General features: G+C 45.8%; 20 protein-coding genes, 1 tRNA gene and 3 rRNA genes. 6 read left to right on the forward strand and 18 right to left on the reverse strand.

Annotated features, from left to right (window positions below; translation table 11 throughout):
• Positions 1-29: 29 nt before the first annotated feature.
• Positions 30-1,046: a TRAP transporter substrate-binding protein gene (locus HRI96_RS09555; RefSeq protein WP_256729212.1), complete on the reverse strand. Its 1,017-nt coding sequence runs from the start codon at positions 1,044-1,046 to the stop codon at positions 30-32.
• 392 nt (positions 1,047-1,438) lie between these two features.
• Between HRI96_RS09555 and HRI96_RS09560 the strand changes: the two genes are divergently transcribed.
• Both HRI96_RS09560 and HRI96_RS09565 read left to right on the forward strand, forming a co-directional pair.
• Positions 1,439-1,879 carry a Dps family protein gene (locus tag HRI96_RS09560; RefSeq protein WP_210117139.1) on the forward strand — a complete coding sequence of 147 codons (441 nt, stop codon included), beginning with the start codon at positions 1,439-1,441 and terminating at the stop codon, positions 1,877-1,879.
• A 175-nt stretch (positions 1,880-2,054) separates the two neighbouring features.
• Entirely contained in the window at positions 2,055-3,482 is a 1,428-nt protein-coding gene (locus HRI96_RS09565; protein WP_210117140.1) for a lyase family protein, read from the forward strand.
• A gap of 66 nt (positions 3,483-3,548) precedes the next feature.
• Here the strand turns inward: HRI96_RS09565 and HRI96_RS09570 are convergent, their stop codons facing one another.
• The 9 genes from HRI96_RS09570 to HRI96_RS09610 form a co-directional block, all read right to left on the reverse strand.
• Entirely contained in the window at positions 3,549-4,919 is a 1,371-nt protein-coding gene (locus HRI96_RS09570) for a TrpB-like pyridoxal phosphate-dependent enzyme (protein ID WP_210118686.1), read from the reverse strand.
• Positions 4,920-5,593: 674 nt separating this feature from the next.
• Positions 5,594-6,379, reverse strand: a complete 786-nt coding sequence (locus HRI96_RS09575; RefSeq protein ID WP_210117141.1) for a TIGR02757 family protein — start codon at positions 6,377-6,379, stop codon at positions 5,594-5,596.
• Positions 6,372-7,268, reverse strand: coding sequence for a patatin-like phospholipase family protein (locus tag HRI96_RS09580; protein WP_210117142.1), 897 nt, complete (start codon positions 7,266-7,268; stop codon positions 6,372-6,374). The genes HRI96_RS09575 and HRI96_RS09580 overlap by 8 nt, the downstream gene beginning before the upstream one ends.
• A 556-nt stretch (positions 7,269-7,824) precedes the next feature.
• Positions 7,825-7,935 (reverse strand): 5S ribosomal RNA (gene rrf / locus HRI96_RS09585).
• A gap of 96 nt (positions 7,936-8,031) precedes the next feature.
• A 23S ribosomal RNA gene (locus HRI96_RS09590) occupies positions 8,032-10,979 on the reverse strand.
• Between the two features lie 208 nt (positions 10,980-11,187).
• Positions 11,188-11,261, reverse strand: a tRNA-Ile gene (locus HRI96_RS09595).
• A gap of 113 nt (positions 11,262-11,374) precedes the next feature.
• Positions 11,375-12,919: ribosomal RNA gene (locus HRI96_RS09600) — 16S ribosomal RNA — on the reverse strand.
• Together the 16S, 23S and 5S rRNA genes with 1 tRNA gene alongside form the textbook arrangement of a ribosomal RNA operon.
• Positions 12,920-13,486: 567 nt before the next feature.
• Positions 13,487-14,080, reverse strand: a complete 594-nt coding sequence (locus HRI96_RS09605) for a CDP-alcohol phosphatidyltransferase family protein (protein WP_210117143.1) — start codon at positions 14,078-14,080, stop codon at positions 13,487-13,489.
• 89 nt (positions 14,081-14,169) lie between these two features.
• Entirely contained in the window at positions 14,170-14,991 is an 822-nt protein-coding gene (locus tag HRI96_RS09610) for a cytidylate kinase-like family protein (protein WP_210117144.1), read from the reverse strand.
• An 88-nt stretch (positions 14,992-15,079) separates the two neighbouring features.
• Between HRI96_RS09610 and HRI96_RS09615 the strand changes: the two genes are divergently transcribed.
• Entirely contained in the window at positions 15,080-15,637 is a 558-nt protein-coding gene (locus tag HRI96_RS09615; RefSeq protein WP_210117145.1) for an NUDIX hydrolase, read from the forward strand.
• A gap of 43 nt (positions 15,638-15,680) precedes the next feature.
• On the opposite strand, the gene HRI96_RS09620 is transcribed toward HRI96_RS09615, so the two are convergent.
• Positions 15,681-16,376: a LysM peptidoglycan-binding domain-containing protein gene (locus HRI96_RS09620; RefSeq protein WP_210117146.1), complete on the reverse strand. Its 696-nt coding sequence runs from the start codon at positions 16,374-16,376 to the stop codon at positions 15,681-15,683.
• On the reverse strand, positions 16,373-17,422 hold the full coding sequence (locus HRI96_RS09625; RefSeq protein ID WP_210117147.1) for a hypothetical protein: 1,050 nt from the start codon (positions 17,420-17,422) through the stop codon (positions 16,373-16,375). The genes HRI96_RS09620 and HRI96_RS09625 overlap by 4 nt, the downstream gene beginning before the upstream one ends.
• 169 nt (positions 17,423-17,591) lie before the next feature.
• Between HRI96_RS09625 and HRI96_RS09630 the strand changes: the two genes are divergently transcribed.
• Entirely contained in the window at positions 17,592-17,816 is a 225-nt protein-coding gene (locus HRI96_RS09630) for a YdbC family protein (protein WP_256729214.1), read from the forward strand.
• 20 nt (positions 17,817-17,836) lie between these two features.
• Here the strand turns inward: HRI96_RS09630 and holA are convergent, their stop codons facing one another.
• The 6 genes from holA to HRI96_RS09660 all read right to left on the reverse strand — a co-directional run bounded on the left by holA (position 17,837) and on the right by HRI96_RS09660 (position 23,107).
• Complete coding sequence (holA, locus tag HRI96_RS09635; protein ID WP_210117148.1) at positions 17,837-18,889, reverse strand: DNA polymerase III subunit delta; 1,053 nt, start codon at positions 18,887-18,889, stop codon at positions 17,837-17,839.
• A gap of 1 nt (position 18,890) precedes the next feature.
• On the reverse strand, positions 18,891-19,505 hold the full coding sequence (gene lexA / locus HRI96_RS09640) for a transcriptional repressor LexA (RefSeq protein ID WP_210117149.1): 615 nt from the start codon (positions 19,503-19,505) through the stop codon (positions 18,891-18,893).
• Position 19,506: 1 nt separating this feature from the next.
• Positions 19,507-19,773, reverse strand: a complete 267-nt coding sequence (locus HRI96_RS09645; protein ID WP_210117150.1) for an HPr family phosphocarrier protein — start codon at positions 19,771-19,773, stop codon at positions 19,507-19,509.
• 9 nt (positions 19,774-19,782) lie between these two features.
• Positions 19,783-20,772, reverse strand: a complete 990-nt coding sequence (hprK, locus tag HRI96_RS09650; RefSeq protein ID WP_210117151.1) for an HPr(Ser) kinase/phosphatase — start codon at positions 20,770-20,772, stop codon at positions 19,783-19,785.
• Between the two features lie 139 nt (positions 20,773-20,911).
• Complete coding sequence (locus HRI96_RS09655; protein ID WP_210117152.1) at positions 20,912-21,202, reverse strand: HPF/RaiA family ribosome-associated protein; 291 nt, start codon at positions 21,200-21,202, stop codon at positions 20,912-20,914.
• A gap of 105 nt (positions 21,203-21,307) precedes the next feature.
• Positions 21,308-23,107, reverse strand: coding sequence for an RNA polymerase factor sigma-54 (locus HRI96_RS09660; RefSeq protein ID WP_210117153.1), 1,800 nt, complete (start codon positions 23,105-23,107; stop codon positions 21,308-21,310).
• 45 nt (positions 23,108-23,152) lie between these two features.
• On the opposite strand from HRI96_RS09660, the gene HRI96_RS09665 reads away from it, so the two are divergent.
• Both HRI96_RS09665 and HRI96_RS09670 read left to right on the forward strand, forming a co-directional pair.
• Complete coding sequence (locus tag HRI96_RS09665) at positions 23,153-24,496, forward strand: DUF1015 domain-containing protein (protein WP_210117154.1); 1,344 nt, start codon at positions 23,153-23,155, stop codon at positions 24,494-24,496.
• 211 nt (positions 24,497-24,707) lie between these two features.
• The gene (locus HRI96_RS09670; protein WP_210117155.1) at positions 24,708-25,205 is read left to right on the forward strand and encodes a hypothetical protein; all 498 of its coding nucleotides are present in this window, start codon (positions 24,708-24,710) and stop codon (positions 25,203-25,205) included.
• Positions 25,206-25,368: the final 163 nt, after the last annotated feature.

Here is a 25,368-nt window from a genome sequence, read left to right on the forward strand (position 1 = left end):
GTACCGCCACGGATGGCGGCGGACTAAAATTATTTGGCGCTGCGTACCATATCTATGTACTTCGTCATGTCGTTGTCTTTTGCAAATTTATCCTGAACAGGAACGGCAATCGCTTTGAAGGCGGCAATATCCATATCTTTAAAATCTGTTACAATAGCGCCGTCGGCGATAACTTTTGCTTTTGAAGAATCAAACATACCGTATGTAACTTTGCGGTCTTCAGCCGTCGCAGCGGCAGCGGCTTTATCTATCCATTTTTTTTGTTCTGGCGTAAGTTTGTCATAAAAATTTCCGTTCGTAAGAAATAAACGCGTCGTAAAATCATGGTGTGTTTCACAAACGTATTTTCCGTTAGGAGTTTTATGATGCTCTTTAAGCATGAAATTGGTATAATCATTTTCCGCAGAATCCACAACCCCCTGTTGGAGCGCCTGATACAGTTCTCCCCATGCTACGCTCGTCGGAATGGCACCGCAGCCTTTCCAGAAATTGAGCTGGACCTGCGAATTTTGCGTACGTATTGTCATACCTTTGAGATCGGCAGGCTTTTTTATCGGCTTTTTACCGTAATAATCGCGGACCGAAGCCGTCCAATAGCCCATAATGCGGTAACGGTTATTTGTTTTTTTCAAGACAACATCCTTTAAAGCCGTGCCGAATTCTCCGTCAAGACATTTTTCCCAATGGGCAAAACTGTCAAACAAATACGGAAGCGCAAAAATATTTACCTCAGGAACGCCGATCGCAGCCATAAATCCCGGAGAAGCGACACAAAACTGAAGCGCTCCCATATCAAGTTTTTCTACCAATTCGTTTTCATTTTCACCCATCGTACCGTGATGACATACGACTTTGATTTTTCCGCCCGATTCCGCTTCCGCGACTTCTTTGAATTTAATAATTGCATAAGCATAGGGATTTTCAAGCGATGTCTGATTATGAGCGACAATCAATTCTAGAGGCTTTCCACCCGAATCTGATGCTCCATTAGCAAATACCATACCTACAATAAACACTACCGAAATAAAGGCGGCAATCCTTTTCATAATTCCTCCTAAAAGTATAGCTTCAAATTTGTCATTTTGTTGACCTATTAATTATACGCTAAAATCGAACAAAACGCCATAATATTTTTGCGTGCCGCTGTCGCCCAAACAGTATGCGATATTAAACAGAACTACAGATGCGTAAACGGCGCTCACTAAACGCCCGGTTTGCCGATCGGGCGGAAAGCTTATCATACTCGTGTTTGCAAAACCGGCATAAAATGCCAAAAGGCCGCTCCGATACTCCGGCGGTCTATGAAGGTCTCCGCAGCATGCGCATAACGGATTTTATTGTTGACGATCGGTATTTTTTTTATTATTTTAAATATGACTGACATATTGCAATTTTTTGAAATTGCACGGAAATATAACATTTTTGATAGGAGATTGATATGACAAAAGAATTGGAAACAAAATTAAATCTGTATCTTGCTAATCAGATGATCGATTATGTAAAAAAACATAACCTGCATTGGAACTTAAAGGGCAACTCGTTTTTTACCCTTCATGCAAAACTTGAAGAGCTTTACGATGAAACAAGCGACATCCTCGATGAAGTTGCGGAACGCATTCTCGCACTCGGCGGAAACCCCGTTTCCAATATGAAAGAAGCTCTGGCCATGGCGACGATCAAAGAATTGGAGGACGGGCCGAAGTCTACCGAACAGACGATCCGCGCTCTCGTTTCCGACACCGACTATTGGATCAAAGATTCTAAAGAAATCGTAGAAATCGCCGAAAAAGAAGGCGACGGCGTTACGGCCGATATGTTTAACGGCTACACAAAAGAATATCAAAAATTGGCGTGGATGCTGAAAGCGTACAACAGCTGATAAACCTTACCCAATGCGGGTTGTGTGCTTTCGATTGCATTGGAGTGCATAACCCGCGTCTTAATACTCCATAATTTTTCAATTCAAGCTGTTTTATTTATAAAATCTTCATTATATCTTCTACCGTCCGCCGTACCGATTGATTATTTTACACCTTTATCACATAATTTTATTCATGGAAACACGTAACATTTTTGATAATCTTTCATGCATCGATCATCGCTATTCATTATCCGAATCTTCCGTCTTCAACGAGCTTTCCGGCTGTATTTCGGAATCGGCGGCGATTCGCTCATGCGCAAGAGCCGAAGCGGCCTTGGTAAAGACACATCTCTCTGTGCGCGGAGAGCTTACCCCTCAAATCGAAGCTCTGTTGGATAAAACCGCCTCGCAGATAGATCCTGAGGAAGTTTATAAAGAAGAAGAAAAAACTCAGCATAATATACGCGCCCTAGTTAACGTGATGAAGACAAAGGTTCCGCCCAATATAGCTCCCCTAGTCCACTTGGGAGCGACCAGCGTGGATATCCTTGACACGGCGCTTTCAATGCGCATAAAAGAAGTCGTTCAAAAAGTCGTGCTTCCGGAGTTAAAAGAACTCGAGGGGCACTTGTGCTCCATAGCCGAAAGAGAGGCGGAAACTCCGCAAGTAGGCCGCACTCACGGGCAGCATGCGGTTCCTATCACTTTCGGCTGGACTGTTGCAGAATTCGTAAGCCGGCTGGGAAAATCCATAATAGAGCTTGAAGCTCTTTCAAACAGGCTTAAAGGTAAACTCTCAGGTCCCGTAGGGGCTTATAACGGAATGAGCATGATTGTTAAAGATCCTGAAGAATTTGAAAAACTCTATCTGAAATTTTTAGGCCTTGAAGCAAGCGAATATTCAAACCAACTCGTAGAGCCGGAATATCTTTTGCGGCTTTTGCTTGAGTGCAACGTCGCCTTCGGCATTATAGCCAATTTGGCGGACGACCTTCGTAATTTGCAGCGCTCGGAAATAGGCGAAGTGTTTGAATATTTCAGTTCCACACAGGTGGGATCTTCCACAATGCCGCAAAAGCGCAATCCGTGGAACAGCGAACACGTAAAGTCTCTTTGGAAGGCGATGTCGCCCCGTGTGCTGACATTTTACATGGATCAAATTTCGGAACACCAGAGGGACCTCACCAATTCCGCAAGTCAGCGTTTTATCACAGACTACATAACAGGCTTTACTATGGCCGTTTCCAGAATGAAAAAAATCGTTTCGGGGTTGCAGGCCGACCGGAAAAATATGGAAAAAAATCTTTCAGACTCCGGCGGAAAAGTAAAAGGCGGCGTTCTTGCGGAACCGGCATACATTCTTTTGGGAGAAGAGGGAATAAATGACGCTCATGAAGTGATCCGTAAAATAACGCTTGAAGCTGAAAAATCAGGTAAAACTTTTTTTGAAGTTCTAAAAACTCATACCGAAGCGTTTAAAATGATCACGGCTCGGCTTAAAAAGCTCGGTATTCCGGACGCGGAAGGTTTTTTTTCGGATCCGGCGCGGTACCGGGGCCTTGCGGCGGAAAAATCCCGGCGCATCGCAAAAAAATATGCGGAACTCATGGAAAAAAAATAAAAGCACCTTTGAAAAAACGGCCGGCGACATAAGCGCCGGCAGCACCAGATCTTCTGCACGAGCTTTTTAAAATTTCGGCAGAGCGTCGAAGCCGCGCTTCAAATCTTCATCGCTCGGAATATAATCGCTCATTTTACCGTCATTAAAGTTTTCATAAGCCTTCATATCAAAATAGCCTGTTCCGGTCAAACCGAACACTATGTTTTTTGCCTCTCCGGTTTCTTTACATTTTAAAGCTTCGTCTATTGCAACCTTTATCGCATGGCTGCTTTCGGGCGCCGGTAAAATTCCTTCCACACGGGCAAATTCCGTAGCGGCTTCAAACACCGAAGTCTGCTTGACGGCTCTGGCCTCCAAAAGCCCTTCGTCATATAATTCCGAAAGCACAGGGCTCATTCCGTGATAGCGAAGACCGCCTGCATGACTTGCGGAAGGGATAAATTCCGAACCCAAAGTATACATCTTTGCAAGCGGGCAAACATGTCCCGTGTCGCAAAAGTCATACACAAATTTTCCGCGCGTAAAACTCGGACATGAAGCCGGTTCCACAGCGATGAACTTATAGTTTTTTTCACCGCTGAGGACTTCTCCCATAAAGGGTGAAATAAGTCCTCCCAAATTGGAACCTCCGCCGGCGCAGCCTATAATTATGTCGGGAACTATACAGTACTTATCGAGGGCGCTCTTAGTTTCAAGCCCGATTATGCTCTGATGGAGCAGCACCATATTCAAAACGCTGCCAAGCACATAGCGATAACCGGGCGATTTTGTGGCACATTCTACGGCTTCCGAAATAGCGCAGCCGAGGCTTCCCGACGTTCCCGGAAATTCCGCATTGATTTTCTTGCCTATATCGGTTGTCATCGACGGAGACGGAGTAACGGAAGCGCCGTAAGTACGCATGACTTCCCTTCTAAATGGTTTTTGCTCATAGGAACACTTAACCATAAAAACCTTACAGTCAATGCCGAAATAAGCGCAAGCCATTGAAAGAGCCGTACCCCATTGCCCCGCTCCCGTTTCCGTAGTAACGCCTTTTAACCCCTGTTCCTTTGCATAATATGCCTGCGCAATCGCGGAATTGAGCTTGTGACTTCCGCTAGTATTGTTCCCTTCAAACTTATAATAAATATGCGCCGGAGTATCTAATTTTTTTTCAAGGCAATAGGCGCGAACAAGCGGCGACGGTCTATACATTCTATAAAAATCAAGTATCGCTTTCGGTATGGGAATAAGACGATCGTCGTCATTTAGTTCCTGTTTTACAAGTTCGTCGCAAAAAACCGGCCGCAAATCTTCATATTTGAGAGCGGCGTGTGTTTTAGGATTAAGAAGCGGAGCGGGCTTTTTTTTCATATCCGCACGGACGTTATACCAATCTTTAGGCATTTCATTTTCCGAAAGATAAATTTTGTACGGGATGTCGTTTTTGTTCATATTTTTACCTCCAACAAGATTTTCGCCGATCGTCATTATGCCTAAAGACCTCACTGATTCAGACATTTTTGCGGCGCCGTGTTTCTATTTATAGATACACTATAACAAAAACCGTTGTTCTTGTAAATAGAAACAGTCAAAAAAACAAAAAATTTTAAATTGTTTTCGGCCGAATTTCGAGTTTTGAAAATATCATGGTTTAACTTCTACCGCTGAGATATCGCAGTCGCGTTAAACGGCGCCTATTTAGCGGCGGCTTTTAAACCTTCCTTAAAATGCGTCACCGCAGAAAGCCTTCAGCTTTCGAGGACGACGCATTCGTGCGCATCTTGCGCACAGTTGATAAACGAGTTTTCGAAGAAAACTCGATGTTAAAAGCGCCGCGCCTATTTAGCAGCGGCTTTTAAACATTCCTTAAAAAACGGCATGCGAGGAAATTTCAATTTCCGAGAATGCCGTTTTCGTGCGCATGAGCGCACAGTTGATAAACGAGTTTTCGAAGAAAACTCGATGTTAAAAGCATCGCACTATTGGCGCGATGCTTTTAAACCTTCCTTAAAATGCGTCGCCGCAGAAAGCCTCCAGCTTTCGAGGATGACGCATTCGTGCGCATATTGCGCACAGTTGATAAGCGAGTTTTCCGAGGGGAAACTCGAAATTAAAAGACGCCGCGCCTATTTAGCGGCGGCTTTTAAACCTTCATCTACTCCCATACCGAACAGCGCAAAGTCCCCTCGGCATGGATCGTCAGGCCATACCTGTTTTAAAATTTCCGTCAATTCAAATGCGGTTTTAGCGGAAGCGGCGCTTTTTTCAGGTACCAAATGAAGTTTCTTTGCCTGCTGTAATACATGCGTGTCCAGCGGGATGATCAATTTCTCGGCAGGGTACCAATCCCATAAACCTACGTCCACGGGAGAATTCTTTCGAACCATCCACCGCAAAAACATGTGCAGCCGTTTATTGGCGGATTGTTTTGTATGCGAAACCATACGGCAATTCTTAAAAAGTTCTGAAAAAATCCGAACGGGTGAAAAATCGTCGACAGCATTCGCCAGAGCCTTGTTTTTTTCATATTCCCTGCGGACACAGCCGCCTAAAGTGCCGTATTCGGATAAAATTTTTTGCAGAACGTTAAATACGTCCCTAACGTCGTCGTAGGAATAAAAGCGGTAATATTTTTTAGTTCCTGAAGGAAAATCGTTTTTCCAGCTGCCGTCCTTTAACCAATCGGCAAAGGAATCGCCGGAATAAGCGAGCACTTCATCAATCTTTTTTAAAAATTGCCGTCGCTGACCGAATGCAAAAAGCGATGCGATGAACGAGCAGATTTCAATATCGGCCGTCGCATTATAACGGCGCAAAAAAAGGCTCGGATCTCCCGATGAGAACTCCGGAGTTTCATATTTGTCCGCCAAATAAAGGAGAAGTTTTTTTGTCTCATCGGAAATTTTATTCATACGCCGGCTGCCTTTCGCGGTTTTGCGCCGGCGGAAAGTCTTCGTTTGACACAAAAAATTTAAGAAAATCCAGCCGCGCCGAAGCGTCTTCTCTTCCCAAATCATACATGCTTTGAAGAACTTTGGGATCGTGTTCCGTCCTTTTAACCTTTAAAAGGCGGCTCGGCGCAAAAACAAAAGCGTTTCCCCCTTCTTCCTGCTTCTTCACAAAATCAAGCTCTTCATTATAAACCGTATGACGCTCCGCCATAGCTTTTATTACGGAAGGATATTTTGCGTAAACGATTTTGATCAAAGGCAGTAATTTGGCCGGCTTTTTTCGATAGCCTTGAGGCTGCGTCAATACGACAATATTTTTTTCATATCCCATTCTCATAAGTTTTTCAATAGGAATAGAATCCGCCATTCCGCCGTCGAGAAGTTTATATCCGTCCGCTTCAACAATATGTGAAACAAGCGGCATAGATGCCGAAGCTCTAAGCCACGTAAGGTCGTTGCCGTCGCCGGAAGAAAGTTCGCGGTATACGGGTTTACCCGTCAGAACATCAGTGCATACCGCATAAAATTTTTCAGGAGTGGAATTAAAGGTCCTTGCATCAAAAATATCAAGTTTGTTCGGAATATCGTCATAACAAAATTTTGCGCCGAAAAAATCGCCGGTTTTTATAAACGACCTTATACCGGAATATCTTGGATCGCGGCAGAATCTTTTGTTATAGCGGATAGTGCGGCCGATCTGCCTTGATTTATAGTTACATCCGAAAACCGCCCCGGCGGAAGCTCCCATAATCGCATCGACTTTAATTTCATTTTCAAGCATCACATCCAATACGCCGGCAGTATACATGCCGCGCATACCGCCACCTTCAAGCACAAGTCCGATTTTCATCACTGTTATTTTACCGATTAAAGGCCAAATTGAACAGCCTTCAGCGCGAACCTACGGCACTATAATATGAAAGCAAGGCTACACTATCGGCAGCGTCCTGCATGCACCCGGCAAAGGCCGGGCAGCTACCGTATAAACCGCTGGCGCGCTTTAACAACAGTTTGCCTGTGAAAAGGAATGTAAGTTTGACATCGTTTATGGGCAAACTGATAGGTCCCCTCGAGTCGCCCGGTGTTGGTCTTCTGTCCCAACTAAGGCCGTTTGCCATAGCTGCTCACTAAGCAAGTCCGCAAGATAAGGCTATTTATTTTTGCAAACGAATGGCGGCAAACTGATAGGTTTCTTTGGACAATTTTTTATTTTAAACGGCCGCAAAGCCGTTTAGGATAAAAAAAGCCCGGCAGGCTACCGTCGTTCGCAGCATAGCTGCTCACTTACCAAGTTTGCAGGGTAAACATTCTATAGCGCTAAGAACCGCCCGTGCAAACTTGCTATGTCCCCTAGAACTCGTTTTATTTAAAAAGGCTGCCTTAAGGCAGCCTTTTTAAATAAAAAAGCCCGGCAGCTACCTACTTTCCCGTCAAAAGACAGTATCATCGGCGTAAGAGAGCTTGACTTCCGTGTTCGGGATGGGAACGGGTATTGCCTCTCCACAATGGCCACCGGGCATATTAACATGATTAAAGATGCGGAAAAAAAGTCAATAAAACTCTCTCAAACCGCTATGGGAAGATCAGTGAAGAAAAATAACGGGAACAATAATATGGTCAAGCCTCACGACTTATTAGTACTGCTTGGCTGAACGCCTCACGACGCTTACACCTGCAGCCTATCAACCGGATAGTGTCTCCGGAGTCTTTAGGAGGGTTAAACCCTCAGGGATGTCTTATCTTGGGGTGGGCTTCCCGCTTAGATGCTTTCAGCGGTTATCCCTTCCGAACTTAGATACCCAGCACTTACCCTTGGCAGGATAACTGGTAAACCAGAGGTTCGTCCACTTCGGTCCTCTCGTACTAAAAGCAGCTCCTCTCAAACATCCATCGCCCGTAACAGATAGGGACCGAACTGTCTCGCGACGTTCTGAACCCAGCTCACGTACCGCTTTAATTGGCGAACAGCCAAACCCTTGGGACCTGCTCCAGCCCCAGGATGCGATGAGCCGACATCGAGGTGCCAAACTTTCCCGTCGATGTGAACTCTTGGGGAAAATCAGCCTGTTATCCCCGGAGTACCTTTTATCCGTTAAGTGATGGCCCTTCCACACGGAACCACCAGATCATTAAGACCTACTTTCGTACCTGCTCGAAATGTCTTTCTCGCAGTCAAGCCTCCTTGTGCCTTTACACTCGTACGATGATTTCCAACCACCGCGAGGAGACCTTCGCGCACCTCCGTTACTCTTTAGGAGGCGACCGCCCCAGTCAAACCGCCTGCCTACCATTGTCCCCGCACCGGCTTCACGGCACAGGTTAGAAATTCCATTCATCAAGGTTGGTATTTCACTTTTCGGCTCTTCGCAACCTAACGGCCACGCATCACTGCCTCCCAACTATTCTACACATGATGAATAGAATCCCAATAGTAAGTTACGGTGAAGGTTCACGGGGTCTTTCCGTCTAGTTACGGGTATCCGGCTTCTTTACCGGAATATAAATTTCACCGAGTCTCGCGTTGAGACAGTGCCCAGAATCGTTACACCATTCGTGCGGGTCGGAACTTACCCGACAAGGAATTTCGCTACCTTAGGACCGTTATAGTTACGGCCGCCGTTTGCTGGGGCTTCGATTCACAGCTTCTCCTTACGGATAACCGCTCCTCTTAACCTTCCAGTACCGGGCAGGTGTCACCACCTATACGTCCCATTGCTGGTTCGCAGATGGCTGTGTTTTTGATAAACAGTCGCCTGGGCCTGCTTTGTGTCGCTCACAATTTTTGACTAAAGTGAGCCGCACTTCTTCCGAAGTTACGTGCGCATTTTGCCGAGTTCCTTAACGCGAGGTCGCTCGTGCGCCTTAGATTTCTCATCCTACCTACCTGTGTCGGTTTCCGGTACGGTCTTTTAAGCCTAACTTAGACATTATTTCCCGGCACCTTGATTACGTCCGCTTCACTTCGACTTTCTCTCCGCTCGCTGTCACGGCTCATCTCAGAGTGTCTTTTAACCCACTCTTCACTAACTTACCGCTTTGACCGGAACTACCGTTCTCCGGCCGGATTTCACCTCATGCGTCATGCCTTCAATACTTAAAAGGTATTGGATTATAAACCAATTTCCCATCGACTACGACTTTCGTCCTTGCCTTAGGGGCCGACTTACCCTGGGCAGATTGCCTTTACCCAGGAAACCTTAGGTTTTCGGCGGACGGGGATCTCACCCGTCTTTTCGTTACTTATACCTGCATTCTCTCTTCCATCTCCTCCAGCATCCCTCACAGGTTTGCCTTCTCAGGTTAATGCAATGCTCCCCTACCAATCATAACTTTCGTTATGAGTCCGTGACTTCGGTATCATGCTTAGCCCCGTTACATTGTCTGCGCACAGGTGCTCGACCAGTGAGCTGTTACGCACTCTTTTAAGGAATGGCTGCTTCTAAGCCAACCTCCTGGCTGTATTTGCATCCGCACTTCATTTCACACTCAGCATGATTTTGGGACCTTAGTCGCCGGTCTGGGCTGTTTCCCTTTCGACTATGAACCTTAGAGCACACAGTCTCACTCCCATACGATGACTGTCGGTATTCAGAGTTTGATTGGTTTCGGTAGGTTTTGACACCCCCTAGTCCATCCAGTGCTTTACCTCCGACAGTTTTGTATGAGGCTGTCCCTAAAGGCATTTCGGGGAGAGCCAGCTATTTCCAGGTTTGTTTAGCCTTTCACTCCTAGTCACAGGTCATCACTACCTTTTTTAACAGATTACTGTTCGGTCCTCCACAAGGTTTTACCCTTGCTTCAACCTGCCCATAACTAGATCACCTTGGCTTCGGGTCTACGACATGCAACTTTTCGCCCTTTTCAGACTCGCTTTCGCTCCGGCTCCGGAACTACCATTCCTTAACCTCGCTGCATACCGTAACTCGCAGGTTTATTCTACAAAAGACACGCCACTACCGTTGCCGGCTGTGACATCTTGTTAGTCTATGGTTTCAGGTTCTATTTCACTCCCCTTACCGGGGTTCTTTTCGCCTTTCCCTCACGGTACTTCTTCGCTATCGGTAGCTGATTAGTATTTAGCCTTGGATCGTGGTCGACCCGGATTCCGACAGGGTTCCTCGTGCCCCGCCGTACTCAGGTACCGCATCAAAAAGTCATACTCATTTCGCTTACGCGGCTTTCACGCTCTTTGACAGGCTTTTCCAAAACCTTTCTGCTATAAGTATGTTTTCTCCTAACTTTTCGGGTCATCCCCATGCGGCCCTTCAACCCCACTTGCGTGGTTTGGGCTCCTCCGCTTTCGCTCGCCGCTACTTACGGAATCTCTTTTGTTTTCTTTTCCTCGGGTTACTTAGATGGTTCACTTCACCCGGTCTCGCTCTGCCGCCCTATTTTATTCAGACGTCGCAGTGACAACCTTTTAAGTTGTCGGGTTACCCCATTCGGCTATCCGCGGATCATTGAATATGTGCTTCTCCCCGCGGCTTTTCGCAGCTTATCACGGCCTTCTTCGCCTTCCAGCTCCTTTAGGCATCCGCCATAGACCTCTTTTCGCTTGACCATATTATTCTTCCCGTATTTCAACTCTCGCACTGTTAAAAGTTATCAAGCTTACCTCTTCTAACGTGCTCGCCTCAATCGGGTTTCTTCACCTAGTTGCAAGTTCCTCTCGTGTTTACCACTCAAGACCCTCGCAACCTTTCTTCCCTTCTCTATCTATTTCAAAGATCGTGTAAAGCTGACCGAACATCGTTCCGATCACTTTAGGCTGGGACAGAATAGAGTTGAACTATTGACCCCCGCCTTATCAGAGCGGTGCTCTAACCAACTGAGCTACTGTCCCAATAAAACAAAAGGGGAAAGGAAGAAAAAAGATGAAAATAACCTTGCTCCTCTACGGAGCTTGTGCCGTACACCGACACTCGTCCTACCTTACAGGACTTACCTTTCTCTTAGAAAGGAGGTGATCCAGCCGCACTTTCCAGTACGGCTACCTTGTTACGACTTCACCCCCCTCACAAAGCATACCTTCGACAGCGCCCTCCTTGCGGTTGAACCACTGGCTTCGGGTATCCTCTACTCGGATGGTGTGACGGGCGGTGTGTACAAGGCCCGGGAACGTATTCACCGCACCGTGCTGATGTGCGATTACTAGCGATTCCAACTTCATGGAGTCGGGTTTCAGACTCCAATCCGGACTACGATCGCTTTTGTGCGTTTTGCTCCGCCTCTCGACTTCGCTTCACTCTGTCGCGACCATTGTAGCACGTGTGTTGCCCTGGACATAAGGGCCATGATGACTTGACGTCATCCCCACCTTCCTCCGGTTTGTCACCGGCAGTTCCGCCAGAGTCCCCATCTTTACATGCTGGTAACTGGCAGTAGGGGTTGCGCTCGTTGCGGGACTTAACCCAACACCTCACGGCACGAGCTGACGACAGCCATGCAGCACCTGTTCACAGCCGTATTGCTACGCTCACATATCTCTATATGATCGCTGTGTATGTCAAACCCAGGTAAGGTTCCTCGCGTACCATCGAATTAAACCACATGCTCCACCGCTTGTGCGGGCCCCCGTCAATTCCTTTGAGTTTCACCCTTGCGGGCATACTCCCCAGGCGGTACACTTATCGCGTTTGCTTTGGCACCCAGCCTCTTGGCCGGACACCGAGTGTACATTGTTGACTGTGCGGACTACCAGGGTATCTAATCCTGTTTGCTCCCCGCACCTTCGCACTTCAGCGTCAGTCATCTGCCGGTAACCTGCCTTCGCCATTGGTATTCTTCCAGATATCTACAGATTTCACCCCTACACCTGGAATTCTGGTTGCCCTTCAGTGACTCCAGTCATCCAGTTCTCAATGCAGCCCCGGAGTTGAGCCCCGGTATTTCACACCAAGCTTGAATGACCGCCTAGATGCCCTTTACGCCCAATAATTCCGAACAACGCTCGCAACTTACGTGTTACCGCGGCTGCTGGCACGTAATTAGCCGTTGCTTATTCAAACCTTTCTGTCACCGCTTAAGCATTCCCTCTTAAACTTATTCTTCAGGTTCAAAAGGACTTTACAACCTTTCGGCCTTCATCGTCCACGCGGCGTCGCTCCGTCAGGCTTTCGCCCATTGCGGAATATTCTTAGCTGCTGCCTCCCGTAGGAGTCTGGGCCGTATCTCAGTCCCAATGTGTCCGTCCACCCTCTCAGGCCGGATACCCGTCGTCGCCTTGGCAGGCCTTTACCCTGCCAACTAGCTGATAGGCCGCGAGCCGATCCCCCTGCGGTGCCAAAGCACCTTTCCTCACTATACTCTAACTATAGCGTTCGTATCCGGTATTATCTGATATTTCTACCAGCTATCCCTGTCAGGAGGGTTCGTCACCCACGTGTTACTCACCAGTCCGCCACTCTAGGAGAAAAGCAAGCTTTCCTCTTGCCGTTCGACTTGCATGCTTAAGACGCGCCGCCAGCGTTCGTTCTGAGCCAGGATCAAACTCTCCATGATTATTTCATAAGCCTTTCGGCTTGTGATTTCCTAACCATTTCTGTCCGGTCCCCTCCCTCTCTTTCAAGGGATTCGCCCTTCCTTATTATTCTTCAAGCCCAAAGCTTCCGCTTCAGGCTTCTTTGGCTCTCTTCACCTTTCCTGGCCGACAATGCTTTACATTGCCTTCCGTCTTTTCTTCCCTTCCCTCTTGTCTTTCAAAGAACTCTGCCTTCAAGGCAGCTCCCGCCTTTATTATAGCGGGTGATTGTTAATATATACCTTTCTCTCTTTTTATGTCAAGTCTATTCTCACCTTTTTTACTCTTTTTTTTCAACTTTTTTTACCCCCGCTATCGGGAAAACAGCTGTCTTGAAAGCCGTTGAATCAGTGCGCAAAAGCACGCGGCTTTCGTAAATACCGCACCGGAAAATCCGGCCCCCAAACCCCAAAATATCCGCTTTAGAAAATCCCGCAGCTGTGCGCCCCTACGCCCAGCTGATAAGCGATATTTCGGATTTATTCCAAACTCGCCGTCTTAACGGTCTAATGAGACGGCGGGGTTTCTACAGATGAGGAAAACAGCGATTATTTTAACACTTTACGGAAATGTATAAGATAATCCGCAAACGAAACATAGCTTGCGACGAGGCACAGCACAAACAGTCCCCCGCTTATGCCTTTCAAAAGCATAAGGGAATTTTCAATGTCTAATCCCAGCCGGGCACAGCATTCTACTGCAAGAGCGAAAAAACCTGAAACCACATATAAAACGGTTTTAAGCTTGCCGCCCTTTCTTGCCGCAATCGCAATTCCTTTTTTTGCCGCAATCATACGGATAAAATTCATGGAAAATTCGCGATACATTATAAAAACAAATACAATTGAAGGAAGATATGCGGAGCCGGAAATTCCTCTGAGCATAAAACATGAGAATGTGGTTAAATGAAGAATAACGTCGGCAAAGGGATCAAAAAGTTTTCCGAAATCGCTGACCTGATTGTTTTTTCTGGCAAAAAAACCGTCAAGAAAATCCGTAAACTCCAAAAAGGCAATCAGGGGAATCATGAAAAAGACGGACGCGTAAGAAAAACACCCCGTCCAGACGGGAATGAAATACAGCAAAAAGAAAACCGGAGCGCCGATAACTCGGCACAATGTAAATCTATCGGATAAGTTCATGGTAAAAAAATATCAGACCGGCAAAGATAAAGCAAGCGGTATTTTGCCGGTATTTGCCCACAAAAAAAATGCGATAAAATCCGTAAAAATTACGGATGCGCCTTAAAATCCTGAACAATGCTGATCGCCGAAGTTATGGAATAATCCGGCAAAATTTTATGAGAAACGGCCAGAGCTTTTTCCACAATTGCGCTGGAATCCGCGACTCCCTGCAAAACTATGGCCTTGCCTTCAATCGCAGCGTGCAAAAAGCTGATATTCATTTTGTATTCGAATACAAGGGAATTGACAAGCCTTTGAGCGCAGATGAGTTCTTCTATCCTTTTTTTACCTGCTTCTTCTTTTTCAGGAGTCACGGACGTTCTTACCAGATCCGCAATTATGCCGGAAGCCGTATCGATATCGAGAAGTCCCGTATTCAATATAAGATGAAAATGAGAAGGATCTTCGTTTTCAAGATTAAAAAAACTTTTATGAAAACCCAGCCTGTTTGCGTCGCTTTCATTTATCCGCTGGCGGGCCTGTTTTTCATCTATTCCGAATTCTTTTTGCAGACGCGACAAACGGACGGAATCCTTTGCCACAACTCTCAAAGCGAGCAAGTTGGAAAGCTGCTCAAGGATGATAAAAGCGCCCCGCCCTATTAAAATGCAGTTGCCTTCGGCGGCGGCTTCCAAAATCGCAATCTGCAGATAATCCAAATACTCATCACGCTCTTTTGCAAGGGATGCAAAAAAACCCGGCTTCTTTTCATCGTATTTTTTCAGAGTTTCTGCAGGAAAGCCGAGGGAAATTATTCTGCGTTCAATCTCTTTGCGATCGATAAACGCATACTTAAGCTTTTTTGCAGTAGCTTCGGCAATTTCATCGCCAAGCGCGGCGATTTGACGCGATATCGCAATAACAGCCATAAAATCCTCCCGGCAGCGTTTGATGTTTTATTATGCTGATTTGTTATATAATAAACTTAATCCAAAGCAATGTCAAAGGTGGAATTTTATGGATACGAAAGACGACGACAAACTTGCATGGCACGAAAGATCTCAAAAACTGCTTTTAAAAACTCCCGTCATGGATATAACTCAAACCGACAGCATGTCGCCCGACGGGGAAATGTGCCATTATATAGTAATGAACGCGCCTGACTGGGTGATCACAGTGCCGGTACTCGGCGACAAATTGCTAATGGTCAGGCAATGGAGACACGGAGAAAAAAACATGAGCGTGGAATTTCCCGGCGGTGTGAGCGAAAAAAATGAAACTCCCGAACAGGCCGCCGAAAGAGAATTAAAGGAAGAAACCGGATATACCGCAAACAAGATGGTGTTTTTAGGATCGGTAAATCCCAATCCCGCCTTAATGTCAAACCACGTACACATATTTGCCGCCTATGACCTTGAAAATTCAGGCGAACAGTCCTTGGACAGCGACGAATACATAAATCTCATGAAAGTTTCAAAAAAAGAAGTGCTGAAAAATCTCGGAACAAAGGAATACCAACACGCTCTAATGTCGACGGCTATGGCATTCTTTATGCGCTACGAAAATTCGATATAAAAAAAAGCCCGCCTAAAAGGCAGGCTTTTTAAAACCGTAACGGCTAGCGTTTTACTCCGTAAGCATCGTAGCTTTTTGAAGGACTGTAAACGCCCTCGCGGAATTCACCGGTAAGGCTCGGAATTTCCATCTTCATTCCCGGCAAAATCAGATTAGGATTGTCCGGTTTAGGCATTGCCTTTTTATTTTTCTGATATAAGTTTTCCCACAGTCTGGGGTCGTTGTAAACATAGGGGCGGCCTGAAATGTTCCAATAGCAATCCCTTGTCTGCTCCCACGGGCGGACTACGTAAAACTGGGGAAGAGGCGTAATTTCATAAACATCCGCAAGAACGTCAAGAACCTGCTTTGCATATCCTGCAGCGAATTTATAATCTTCCGCCGCATAAGAACGCCTGGCATTTTCCATTGCGGTTTCCGCCGAAGAATAGGCCATAGGGAAGTTTCGATCTACGTAAGCTTTTTTTGCCCAGTCGATCCTTTTTTGAGCAAGAGACATCTGCTTGTCGGCGTCGGAGCGGGCGAGCATCATGTCTATGTATGCTCTGGAAAGAGCCGCGTTTTCTTCCGCTTTCTGAGCGTATTGAACGGAAAGATCGTACTCGCCGGCGTTAAGAGCTGCGCGGGCTTTGCGGTTGTATTCGTCGGCAAGCTTTTGATAAGTATTGTTTGTGTAACTTACGGCAAACACGGCCGCACCTGCAAGGGCTATCGCAAAAATTAAAACTATCTTTTTCATTGAGCACCTCCCTGGGTCGCAGCCGATTCGATCGCAGCGGCAGCCTTACCTGTTTCCGTCACGTCCAAATTAAGCGCCGCTTCGTCAGGATTTTCATAGGTATCCGCCTCAAGCAGAGTAGTCCCTTCGTCTTCAATTCCTTCTACTTTGCCTTCAAGCGGAGCGGATGCATCGGCTTCAGCCGCATACTGTCTGGCGTTTTCAATCGCCTGTCTTGCCTTGTCAATTTGAGCCTGAGCTGCCGCACGTTTTTTTGAAACGGACTCATACAGCGCCGTAAAAGAATTTCTGGCGTCGGTATAACCGTTGTACGCCGCTTCCGGATCGCCGGTTACAAGTTTGGAATCCGCTTTAGCTATCTTATCGGCACAGGATTTGTATGCCGCTTTTTCGGCAACGCCGGCATATACGCTGTCGGCCTTTTTCTTGGCTTCAAGAGCGGAAGTTCTGGCTTTTGCGGCTATCTGCTTTAATCCGGCAGTTAAAACCTTCGAATACGCTGCATTTCCGGCCTTTGCGGTTGCAAGAAGGTCGTCATAACCTTTGCCGCTGTCGTATTGTTCAAGAAATTTTTTGTATGCAGCCTCACCCGCAGCATAGTTGGACTTGTCATACTGAGAAAGATCAAGTTCGTCTATGCGCGTCTTTTTTGCATAAGCTTCGGAAACATTCGCAAGAATTTCATAGCGGGCGGTCAGTTCGTCGATCTCCGCAGAAACGGACGCATCCGACAGATTCTTGGAAATATAATCTTTTCTGCCGTTATAAGCAGCTTCCGTCTCGTCAAAATCCTTAGCCAAAATTTTAGGCGCGCCGGCGTCAATAGCCGCTTGCCTGGCTTTTAAAAGCTTTTCAAGCTTACGTTTGTTTTCAGCAGTAAGATCCTTTGCCGGCACAGTCTCTTTGTTTTCCGAAACCTGAGGTTGTTCCTGGACCTGCGGGACCGTTTCCACGGTATCATCTTCCACTTTTTCTTTGGGAGCCGACTTACAGGATGCAAAGATCAACGCCAAAACAGTAACAAACAAAATAAAATATTTTTTCACCGTTTACCTCCAAATCAATAAACCACAGGTAAAACCATCGCATAAAACCTGTAATATGCTCTAAGAATACTATACAATCAAAAAAACGGCAATCTTTAACACCTGTTTTTATACAAAAACAGGTACTAAATTTAAAATATATATTAAAATGAGTATAATGGAGGATTTTATGGCTGACGATTTTTCATTTAAGATCGCGGAGAGTTTGGGAGAAATTTCGGAAGGAAAAGGCGGCTGGAAAATGGAATTGAATTTTGTTTCATGGGGAGACCGCCCGCCCAAGTATGATATAAGAAGCTGGTCTCCGGATCATCAAAAGATGGGTAAAGGCATAACTTTAACAAAGGAAGAACTTCTTTCGCTGAAAGAGCTTTTAAATTCTTTGACTCTATAGAAAAACCGCCGATAATTTTTTTAAAATTCATAAACGGAACAGAAGGAGCCGCCTTTCATTATGATCGCGTACAGCATCATCTGGAGTTCGGTTTCTTCAAATTGAGCGCCGGACGCACGAATAGACACGTCCGAAGCGGCCAATAAAGCGATGATTGCCGTAGTCTGCCCCGAAGTCCAAACTTTAGAAGCACATGCGTATTGCGTACGGGCTTTTTTGCTTGTAAAGCCCTTAGTTTTTAATGTAAAGTCGTCGGGAAAGGCGCCGTTTGAATGCAGAGAATGCCAAAGCGAAAGACGGCGGAAACAGGAAACGAGCCCTGCGATAAGCATTACGCTTGAAAAACCTTTTGAAAGGCGTATTTTTTGCAAAATCAAAAGAGCGTTTTCAAATCGGTTTTCAGGCCGCAGCTTAAAATCGGCCATGGCGTCAAAAAGCGTAAAAGCCGATTCTTCACGGTTATGAGCGAGGATATTTTCAACGTCTGAAACGGTAACTTCTTTTCCCTGAGGAAGACAAAGAAAAAAACGCGAACATTCGTTTTTCAGCGCTTCGGTGTTATTCTCTACCAGATCAAGGATTGTTTCAGCGGCTTCGGACTCAAGTTTATAACCCGATTTAAGAAAAAACTTTTCAAGCCATTCCCTCTTTTGATCTTCAAACATTTCCCAAAATATTTTTCTGTTTGTTTTAGGAATAAGTTTTTCAATCTTGGCGTCTATGGAAATTTCATCGGACACAAGTATGAGGACTGAATTTTCTCCTGACGACGAGGCGGCCCAAGACGACAAAAGGTCTATGTCCCGCTTGTTTTTCAGCAGCTCCGCTTCGCGCAAGACTACGCAGGAAGCGGGAACAAAAAGCGACGAGCTTTGAAGCGTAGTGAGAACTTCGGAAAAATCGGTTTCGGAAGCGTAATACAGATATTCGTCGATCGGAGATGAGTTTTTTTCCGGCAAAGCTGCAGAACTCTGCGCGCCGTATTTTTTTTTGAGCGCGGATTTTACGGAATCTACGGCCGCATTTCTTTCACCGAATTCCGGGCCCGTGTAAAGATATACGGAAGGCGTCATATTACCAATAAGTGCGCACTATATTTGAAAGGACACCGACGATTCTTACATTCTGGCTGTATATCGCCTGAAAAGCGGGATTTTCCGGCTGGAGCCTTACGCGGGAAGATTCCTTGTAATAGCGCTTAAGCGTAATCGCATCGTCAAGGACGGCAACCACGATCTGTCCGTCAAGCGCCGTAGCCGCCTGCTCGACAACCGCAAGATCGCCTTCAAGAATGCCTGCGTTTATCATGCTGGCCCCTCTAACCCGCAGGGCAAAATACGTTTTGTCCGGTCTGACGAATGGTTCGGTAAGCGTTACATAACCGTCCAAATTTTCTTCGCACAAAAGAGGCTTGCCTGCGGCGACGGTTCCCAAAAGCGGAACTTTGCTTACGTAGGACGAAGAAATTCCTTTTACGTCGTTTTTAAGAACTTTTATCGAACGTGACCGCTTTTGACTTTGCGATAAAAAGCCTTTTTTCTGCAGAGCCGCTATGTGATCCTGCACCGCCCGCAATGAAATTTCAAAATGCTCGCCTATTTCACGCACCGTAGGCGGAAAAGAATTTTCTTCCGTAAATTCCGAAATAAACGCCAACACTTCTTTTTGTCTATCCGTAATTTCTTTCATATCACTCTTCTTCAAATTTCGTTTCAAACAAATTTTCTATTGCACGGGCGGCTTCTTTTTCATCGCTGCCCTCAACCTGCAGAGTTATGGCAGTGTTGTATCCGGCCGCCATAGTTATCACGCCCATGATCGACTTTGCATTGACCGTAATATCATCGCGAATGAGTGTGATCTCCGATTCGAACTTATTGGCCGTCTGCGCAATGATCGCAGCCGGACGCGCATGAATTCCGGCACGATTTTTTACCGTCAACAATTTTTCGATCATAAAACCCCTTTAATATGCGTCTTCACCGCTGTAATAAACGGACTGAGCCTCTCCGCTTTCGATCCATTTAAGTACGTTTTGATTGAAATCGCGGGCAGAAAAATACCCCATCTTTTTAAGTCTTTCATTCATCGCCGCCGCTTCCAAAATAATCGGCAGATTTCGGCCCGGCTTAACAGGAATTTCCAAACACGGAACCTTTACGCCGAAAAAATCGACGGTCTTTTGATCGCTTCCTATTCTGTCGTAAACTTTTTTTGAATCCCATTCTTCAAGGTGAACTACAAGCTGAACTTCTTTTTGATTGCGTATGGCGCCGACGCCGAACATTTGAGCGACGTTAATAATCCCGAGTCCTCTTACTTCCATGTGGTGGCTTATCTGATTGTTCGCTCCCTGTCCGAGTATCATATTACCGTTTACGCAGCGCATTTCAACAATGTCGTCGGCAACAAGGCGGTGGCCGCGTTCTACCAGCTCCAATGCGGTTTCGCTTTTGCCTACCCCCGAATGTCCGGAAAGGAAAATTCCTATACCGTAGACGTCGACCAGAACGCCGTACATTGTTTTTTTAGGAGCGAATATATTTGCAAATATGCGTAAAAGGCGCGAAGAAAAATCCGTGGATTCCAAATCCGTCTGAAGAATAGCGCAGTTGGTTTCTTCTGATATCTTAAAAATTTCTTCCGTAGGATTAAGATTGTGAGTGAACACGCAGCACGGCATATTGTAGCCGAACATCTTTACTAGAGTGTCGAAATTGCCTTCGTCGTGCATTTTTTGAAGATACGCAACTTCGCCGCGCCCGAAAAGCTGAACCCGCTGATAAGCGAACGAATCGTAAAATCCGGAAAGAGCAAGCCCCGGACGGTTAACGTCCGGCACCGTGATAACGCGAGTGAGACCTCTACGGCCAGAAATACATTTGAGATCCAACGCGTCGTGTCCTTTAAGCTCAAGTTCCAAAAGATCCAAGACTGTGAATTTTTTTTCGGCCATATGTATACTATACAGTCTTACGATATTTTTTACAACCGCATAAGAAAATGCACCTCATGGCAATCCGAAAAGCGGCATTTTCATCCGAGCCGCTAAAAGTTTTGGGGAAATTTCAAATTTTCCCAAAACTGAAAACGATCTATTTTTTCTCTTGAACCTTGTCTTTTTCTTTTTTGACCTTATTGTCCAGAATATCCATCATTTTATTTAATCCTGCGGCAAAATCGTAGTCATCGCTGGTTACGTGAGCTTGAGCGCCCCACCTAAAGTGGACGGTACAATCAAAACTATAAGACTTATCGCGTTTTATTCTGAGCATCAAATCAACAATCAGGTCGTCGGCGTAATCGATTCGCTTTATCTTTTTGTCTATCATTTCCTGCTGTTTTTTTTCCAACTCGAAACCGACTGCTGAAATGTCTTTTTTCATAATACCTTCCCCCTGTTCGAAAATGTCATGACCGTTTAGGCCGCAATTCTTTGCAGCTTACGCCGCTGTCTTAATTATACTCAAAATTTACCGAAAACACAAAATTTAACGTAAATAAGAAGATTCGATATTCAACTGGTTTCTATATTTTGCAACCGTGCGCCGGGCAATTTTTATGCCGCTTCGTTCAAGCAGTACGGCAAGCTTTTGATCCGAAAGAGGCTTGGCTCCGGGAGGCTGCGAAGCGATGATCTTTGAAATTTCGTATTTAACTTTTTCGCTTGAAACGGCAGCCTGTTTTTGAGCGGGAGCGGAATCTAAATCCGCCTTTGAGGAAGAGGAAAAAACGGCGCCGAAAGTCTTTTCTGCGGGCTTTGCAGACGGCGCAGAGGCATAAGGCGCGGCATCGGACACAGCTAAAGGGGCGACGGAGGACGCTGCAACAGGCACCGTTGACAGCGCGTTCGTAAAAAAATATTTTACGGGGAAAAGTCCCCATTCGCACTGAATGAATTTGCTGTTTGCCATACGCGAAACGGTCGCCTCATGAACGCCTATATCGGCGGCGATGTCTTTTTGGCGCAGCGGAGCAAGAAAATGCGGCCCTTTTGCAAAAAAATCAAACTGGGCTCTTACTATGGCGTTGCAAGCTTTTATGATGGTTTGCTTTCTGAATTCAAGATTTTCAATAAACGATTTTGCTTCCCGCACGGAAGCGGCGATAAATTTTTTATCGTCTTTTGAGGCGATATTCGGTTCGATTTTCATATATCCGGGAGAAACGGCTACGGAAGGAATAAAATTTTCGGCAAGCTCTACGCGAAAGCCGAAATTGCAGGCCGCGCCGCTTTCAATGTAGGCTGCACTGCCGATCTCGCCGCTTTTAATGCCGCCGGCAGCGGTTTCGCCGATTTTTTCTTGAACGCCGCCCTCAGTGCCGCTGCCGGAATTGCCGCAGGCATTATTTGCGCCGCTGCCTGTGCTGTCTGAGCCGCCGTCAATATCACCGCGCTTTCCAGCTTCTGTTAGTATGTCAACGGGAACCTTGTAAACATAAACGTCCGGGACGACGTAGGCGCCCGCCGACAGTCCGAACTGCCTCGCAGGAAACGGATCCAGAGTCTTTATAAAGGCTAGAGCGTCTTCAACATCTTTAATATCGAAATTTTCAGGGTGATAATCTTTTTTTTCATAATCGGAAGAAGAAAAAGCCATTTTTTTTCTTTTTTCAACAAATTCTTTTATTTTCTTTAAAATCGAAGAAGGCCGCGGAGGATCTAAAAAATCAAAATGTCCGTCCAATAAAAACAATACCGCCGGAGAGGCGTTTTTTTTAAGAGAGGCCTGAACAAAAAGACTTTCGGGAATGCCTGTACAGCAAGTTCCTATCGGATCCATGCGGCGCACAAGATCCATACACGAATCAAGAAATTTCTCAGTGTGCAAAGGATTTTCAGGATCCAAAAGCGAAATAGGCGCCAATATGTGAAAGCCGGAATTATCAAGATTTTCAATGAGCTTTCGCGAAAGTTCATATTTATCCTTTGAAATTTTAGAAACATTCAGCTGTGAAATAAGATGTTCCTGCAAGGTCTCTCTTTCGTCGGGGCGGCTTTCAAGCGCTTCCTGAAAACTGTCGGCCTTGCTCTGTCCTAAGGCGGAGGCTCTTCCCAGCCTTAGGTAATCGGAATGCCCGGAAGAAACTTTTTTTACATTCTCTTCGGCAAGGACGGGATCTTTTACAATCTCAAGCGCGGGATTCTTTTCAGCGGCCGCATATATTTCGCTCCGGAGATCCTGACTGTTCATTGCAAGCAGATTAAGAGAATAAATTTGCTGCCGGCTCATTTTTTGGGTCTGTATTTGCGAAGCGTTTTGAATCTGATAAAATTTGGCTTCCGGCATAAATTTACTATAGCACAAAAAATTTCTTACTGATATATTTTTAACATGGAAATATTAAATAAAGCGGGAATTTTTGTTCCCGAAATTCTATTACCGAAAAACGTAGACACAGAAACATGGGCTGTGATCGCCTGCGACCAATACACACAAAACAAGGACTATTGGAAAAAAGCAAAGGAACTCGCATGCGGCAAAGCTTCGACTCTAAACATGATTCTGCCTGAAGTTTATCTTGACGAACCGGACAAAAACGCCCGCATCCAAGATATAAGGCGGACTATGAAAGATTATTTGGACAACGGTGTTTTTGCAGCGCCGAAAAAACAATTCATATACACGGAAAGGACAACCGCTTTCGGTCGCACGCGCTCAGGTCTTGTCGCCGCAATCGACCTTGAAACCTATGACTGGAAACCCGGCAGCAAGGCGCCTATAAGAGCCACGGAAGCGACCATTGCGTCGCGTATTCCTCCGAGAATGGAAATACGAAAAGGGGCTCCTCTTGAAATTCCGCACATAATGCTCTTGGTGAACGATTTTGAACACATTTTCATTGAAGAAGCGGGAAGGCGCGTAAAACTCTCAGGCAAAAAGCCCGAATACAGCGGAAATCTCATGCAAAACGGAGGAAGCATAACGGGATGGGGAATAGATAAAGCGGAAGACATACAAAACATCGAAAAGGCTCTAAAAATCATCGCTCAAAAGAACACGGATCCGCAAGGTTCGGTGTTTTTGTTTGCCGTTGGCGACGGAAACCACTCTTTGGCAACGGCAAAGGCGGTCTGGGAAGAGTATAAAAAAGAACTTTACGAAAAAGGAGTTCCCGAAGATGAAGTCATAAACAGCCGCATACGTTATGCCCTTGTTGAAATCGTAAACATATACGACAAAGGTCTAACATTCGAACCTATTCACAGGGTTTTGTTCAATGCGGATCCGCAAAAACTTATTTTGTTTTTACAAAACAAACTTTCCGGAACCGTCATGGAATGCGGATCGGCAAAAGAGCTGAAAGAACGGGTAAAAGACAATTCCAAAGGCGAACACTTCGGGATGGTTTATACGAAAGAAGGCGAGGTAAAATATCTTGACATCAAAACTTCTTTTAAAGACCTGCTCGTAGCGGGGTTGCAGCCCGAGCTTGATCTTTTTATCGGCGACGAGACAAAAAAAGGCATAGAAATAACGATCGATTACATTCACGGAAGCGACGAAGTTTTTTCATTGGGAGCAAAAGACGGCGTCGTCGCTCTTCTTTTGCCGCCGGTCGATAAAGAAAGTTTTTTCAAAACGATAAGAGACCGCGGCGCGCTGCCGCGAAAGAGTTTTTCAATGGGAGAAGCCGACGAAAAACGGTTTTATATGGAATGCCGAAAACTTTTTTAAACAGTTCCCTATGGTACAGCCGGCCAGCCTATGACGGCGGCTAAACGGCTAACGCTGCAACGATAAAAAACGGCCGCACTGTAACGAGCGCCCGCTTGCCCCAATAAACGCATATTTGCTAATATGAGGCATAAAAAGTGCACGGAAATCAGGGAAACCGTCCAAGAGCGGAAGTTTTTGGACAGTTAATTTTGTAGGATGGGAGTAGACAATGAAAAATTTAAACAAAAAGCCTCTATTTTTATTTTTAGCGGGAACCGCATTGATCGCTTTAAGTTTGGCGCTTACCTCGTGTTCTTCTTCAGACAAAGATCTTTCAGATTTGATAAAAGGCGTATGGAGAGAAGTTTCAATTCAAGAAGGATCTGGCCATGTGCTTACGCATCCTCATCCGGGACCCGGTACACCGCCGGACCCTGCTTGGATACAGCCGTATATGTGTCTATATCAAAACAAGATTTACAATGCAGAGAAAATTACAGACCCTTCTAAAGACGGATTTTACAAAATGGGAGACTGGGATATTTCGTACTACGTAGAGGACACAAAATTGATATTTGTTAGAGGCTCCGACACGATCCATGCGGACATCACCTTGAAAGGCAACAGCTTGACAATGGTAGAACCGTCCGGCAGCGGCAACAGCACGAGAAAATTTGAAAGGGTAAGCAGCCCCACCGTTACTGAAATCCTTAGCGCTAAAGACTAAGAAAAAAAGTTTTACCTTAAAAAAGAAAAACGTCTGAAAAAAAAAGCGCACTCCTTATGAGTGCGCTTTTTTACCCCCTGCGCGGTATTCGTTTAATGTATTTATGTTACAACGCAGCTGAAAAGGCCCCGCCGGAACTTTTTACAGCCGCCTTGTTATTTGT

The sequence above is a fragment of the Treponema parvum genome (genome assembly GCF_017893945.1).
Taxonomy (GTDB): Bacteria; Spirochaetota; Spirochaetia; order Treponematales; family Treponemataceae; genus Treponema_D; species Treponema_D parvum_A.

Excerpts from the sequence above, each read along its gene's own strand:
- HRI96_RS09665 (WP_210117154.1), top strand. The coding sequence starts at position 23,153 with ATGGAAATATTAAATAAAGCGGGAATTTTTGTTCCCGAAATTCTATTA.
- HRI96_RS09605 (WP_210117143.1), bottom strand. The coding sequence starts at position 14,080 with ATGAACTTATCCGATAGATTTACATTGTGCCGAGTTATCGGCGCTCCG.
- HRI96_RS09660 (WP_210117153.1), bottom strand. The coding sequence starts at position 23,107 with ATGCCGGAAGCCAAATTTTATCAGATTCAAAACGCTTCGCAAATACAG.
- HRI96_RS09570 (WP_210118686.1), bottom strand. The coding sequence starts at position 4,919 with ATGAACAAAAACGACATCCCGTACAAAATTTATCTTTCGGAAAATGAA.
- HRI96_RS09565 (WP_210117140.1), top strand. The coding sequence starts at position 2,055 with ATGGAAACACGTAACATTTTTGATAATCTTTCATGCATCGATCATCGC.
- HRI96_RS09620 (WP_210117146.1), bottom strand. The coding sequence starts at position 16,376 with ATGAAAAAGATAGTTTTAATTTTTGCGATAGCCCTTGCAGGTGCGGCC.
- HRI96_RS09580 (WP_210117142.1), bottom strand. The coding sequence starts at position 7,268 with ATGAAAATCGGACTTGTGCTTGAAGGTGGCGGTATGCGCGGCATGTAT.
- HRI96_RS09555 (WP_256729212.1), bottom strand. The coding sequence starts at position 1,046 with ATGAAAAGGATTGCCGCCTTTATTTCGGTAGTGTTTATTGTAGGTATG.
- HRI96_RS09615 (WP_210117145.1), top strand. The coding sequence starts at position 15,080 with ATGGATACGAAAGACGACGACAAACTTGCATGGCACGAAAGATCTCAA.
- HRI96_RS09630 (WP_256729214.1), top strand. The coding sequence starts at position 17,592 with ATGGCTGACGATTTTTCATTTAAGATCGCGGAGAGTTTGGGAGAAATT.
- lexA (WP_210117149.1), bottom strand. The coding sequence starts at position 19,505 with ATGAAAGAAATTACGGATAGACAAAAAGAAGTGTTGGCGTTTATTTCG.
- hprK (WP_210117151.1), bottom strand. The coding sequence starts at position 20,772 with ATGGCCGAAAAAAAATTCACAGTCTTGGATCTTTTGGAACTTGAGCTT.
- HRI96_RS09645 (WP_210117150.1), bottom strand. The coding sequence starts at position 19,773 with ATGATCGAAAAATTGTTGACGGTAAAAAATCGTGCCGGAATTCATGCG.
- HRI96_RS09670 (WP_210117155.1), top strand. The coding sequence starts at position 24,708 with ATGAAAAATTTAAACAAAAAGCCTCTATTTTTATTTTTAGCGGGAACC.
- holA (WP_210117148.1), bottom strand. The coding sequence starts at position 18,889 with ATGACGCCTTCCGTATATCTTTACACGGGCCCGGAATTCGGTGAAAGA.
- HRI96_RS09560 (WP_210117139.1), top strand. The coding sequence starts at position 1,439 with ATGACAAAAGAATTGGAAACAAAATTAAATCTGTATCTTGCTAATCAG.
- HRI96_RS09655 (WP_210117152.1), bottom strand. The coding sequence starts at position 21,202 with ATGAAAAAAGACATTTCAGCAGTCGGTTTCGAGTTGGAAAAAAAACAG.
- HRI96_RS09610 (WP_210117144.1), bottom strand. The coding sequence starts at position 14,991 with ATGGCTGTTATTGCGATATCGCGTCAAATCGCCGCGCTTGGCGATGAA.
- HRI96_RS09575 (WP_210117141.1), bottom strand. The coding sequence starts at position 6,379 with ATGAATAAAATTTCCGATGAGACAAAAAAACTTCTCCTTTATTTGGCG.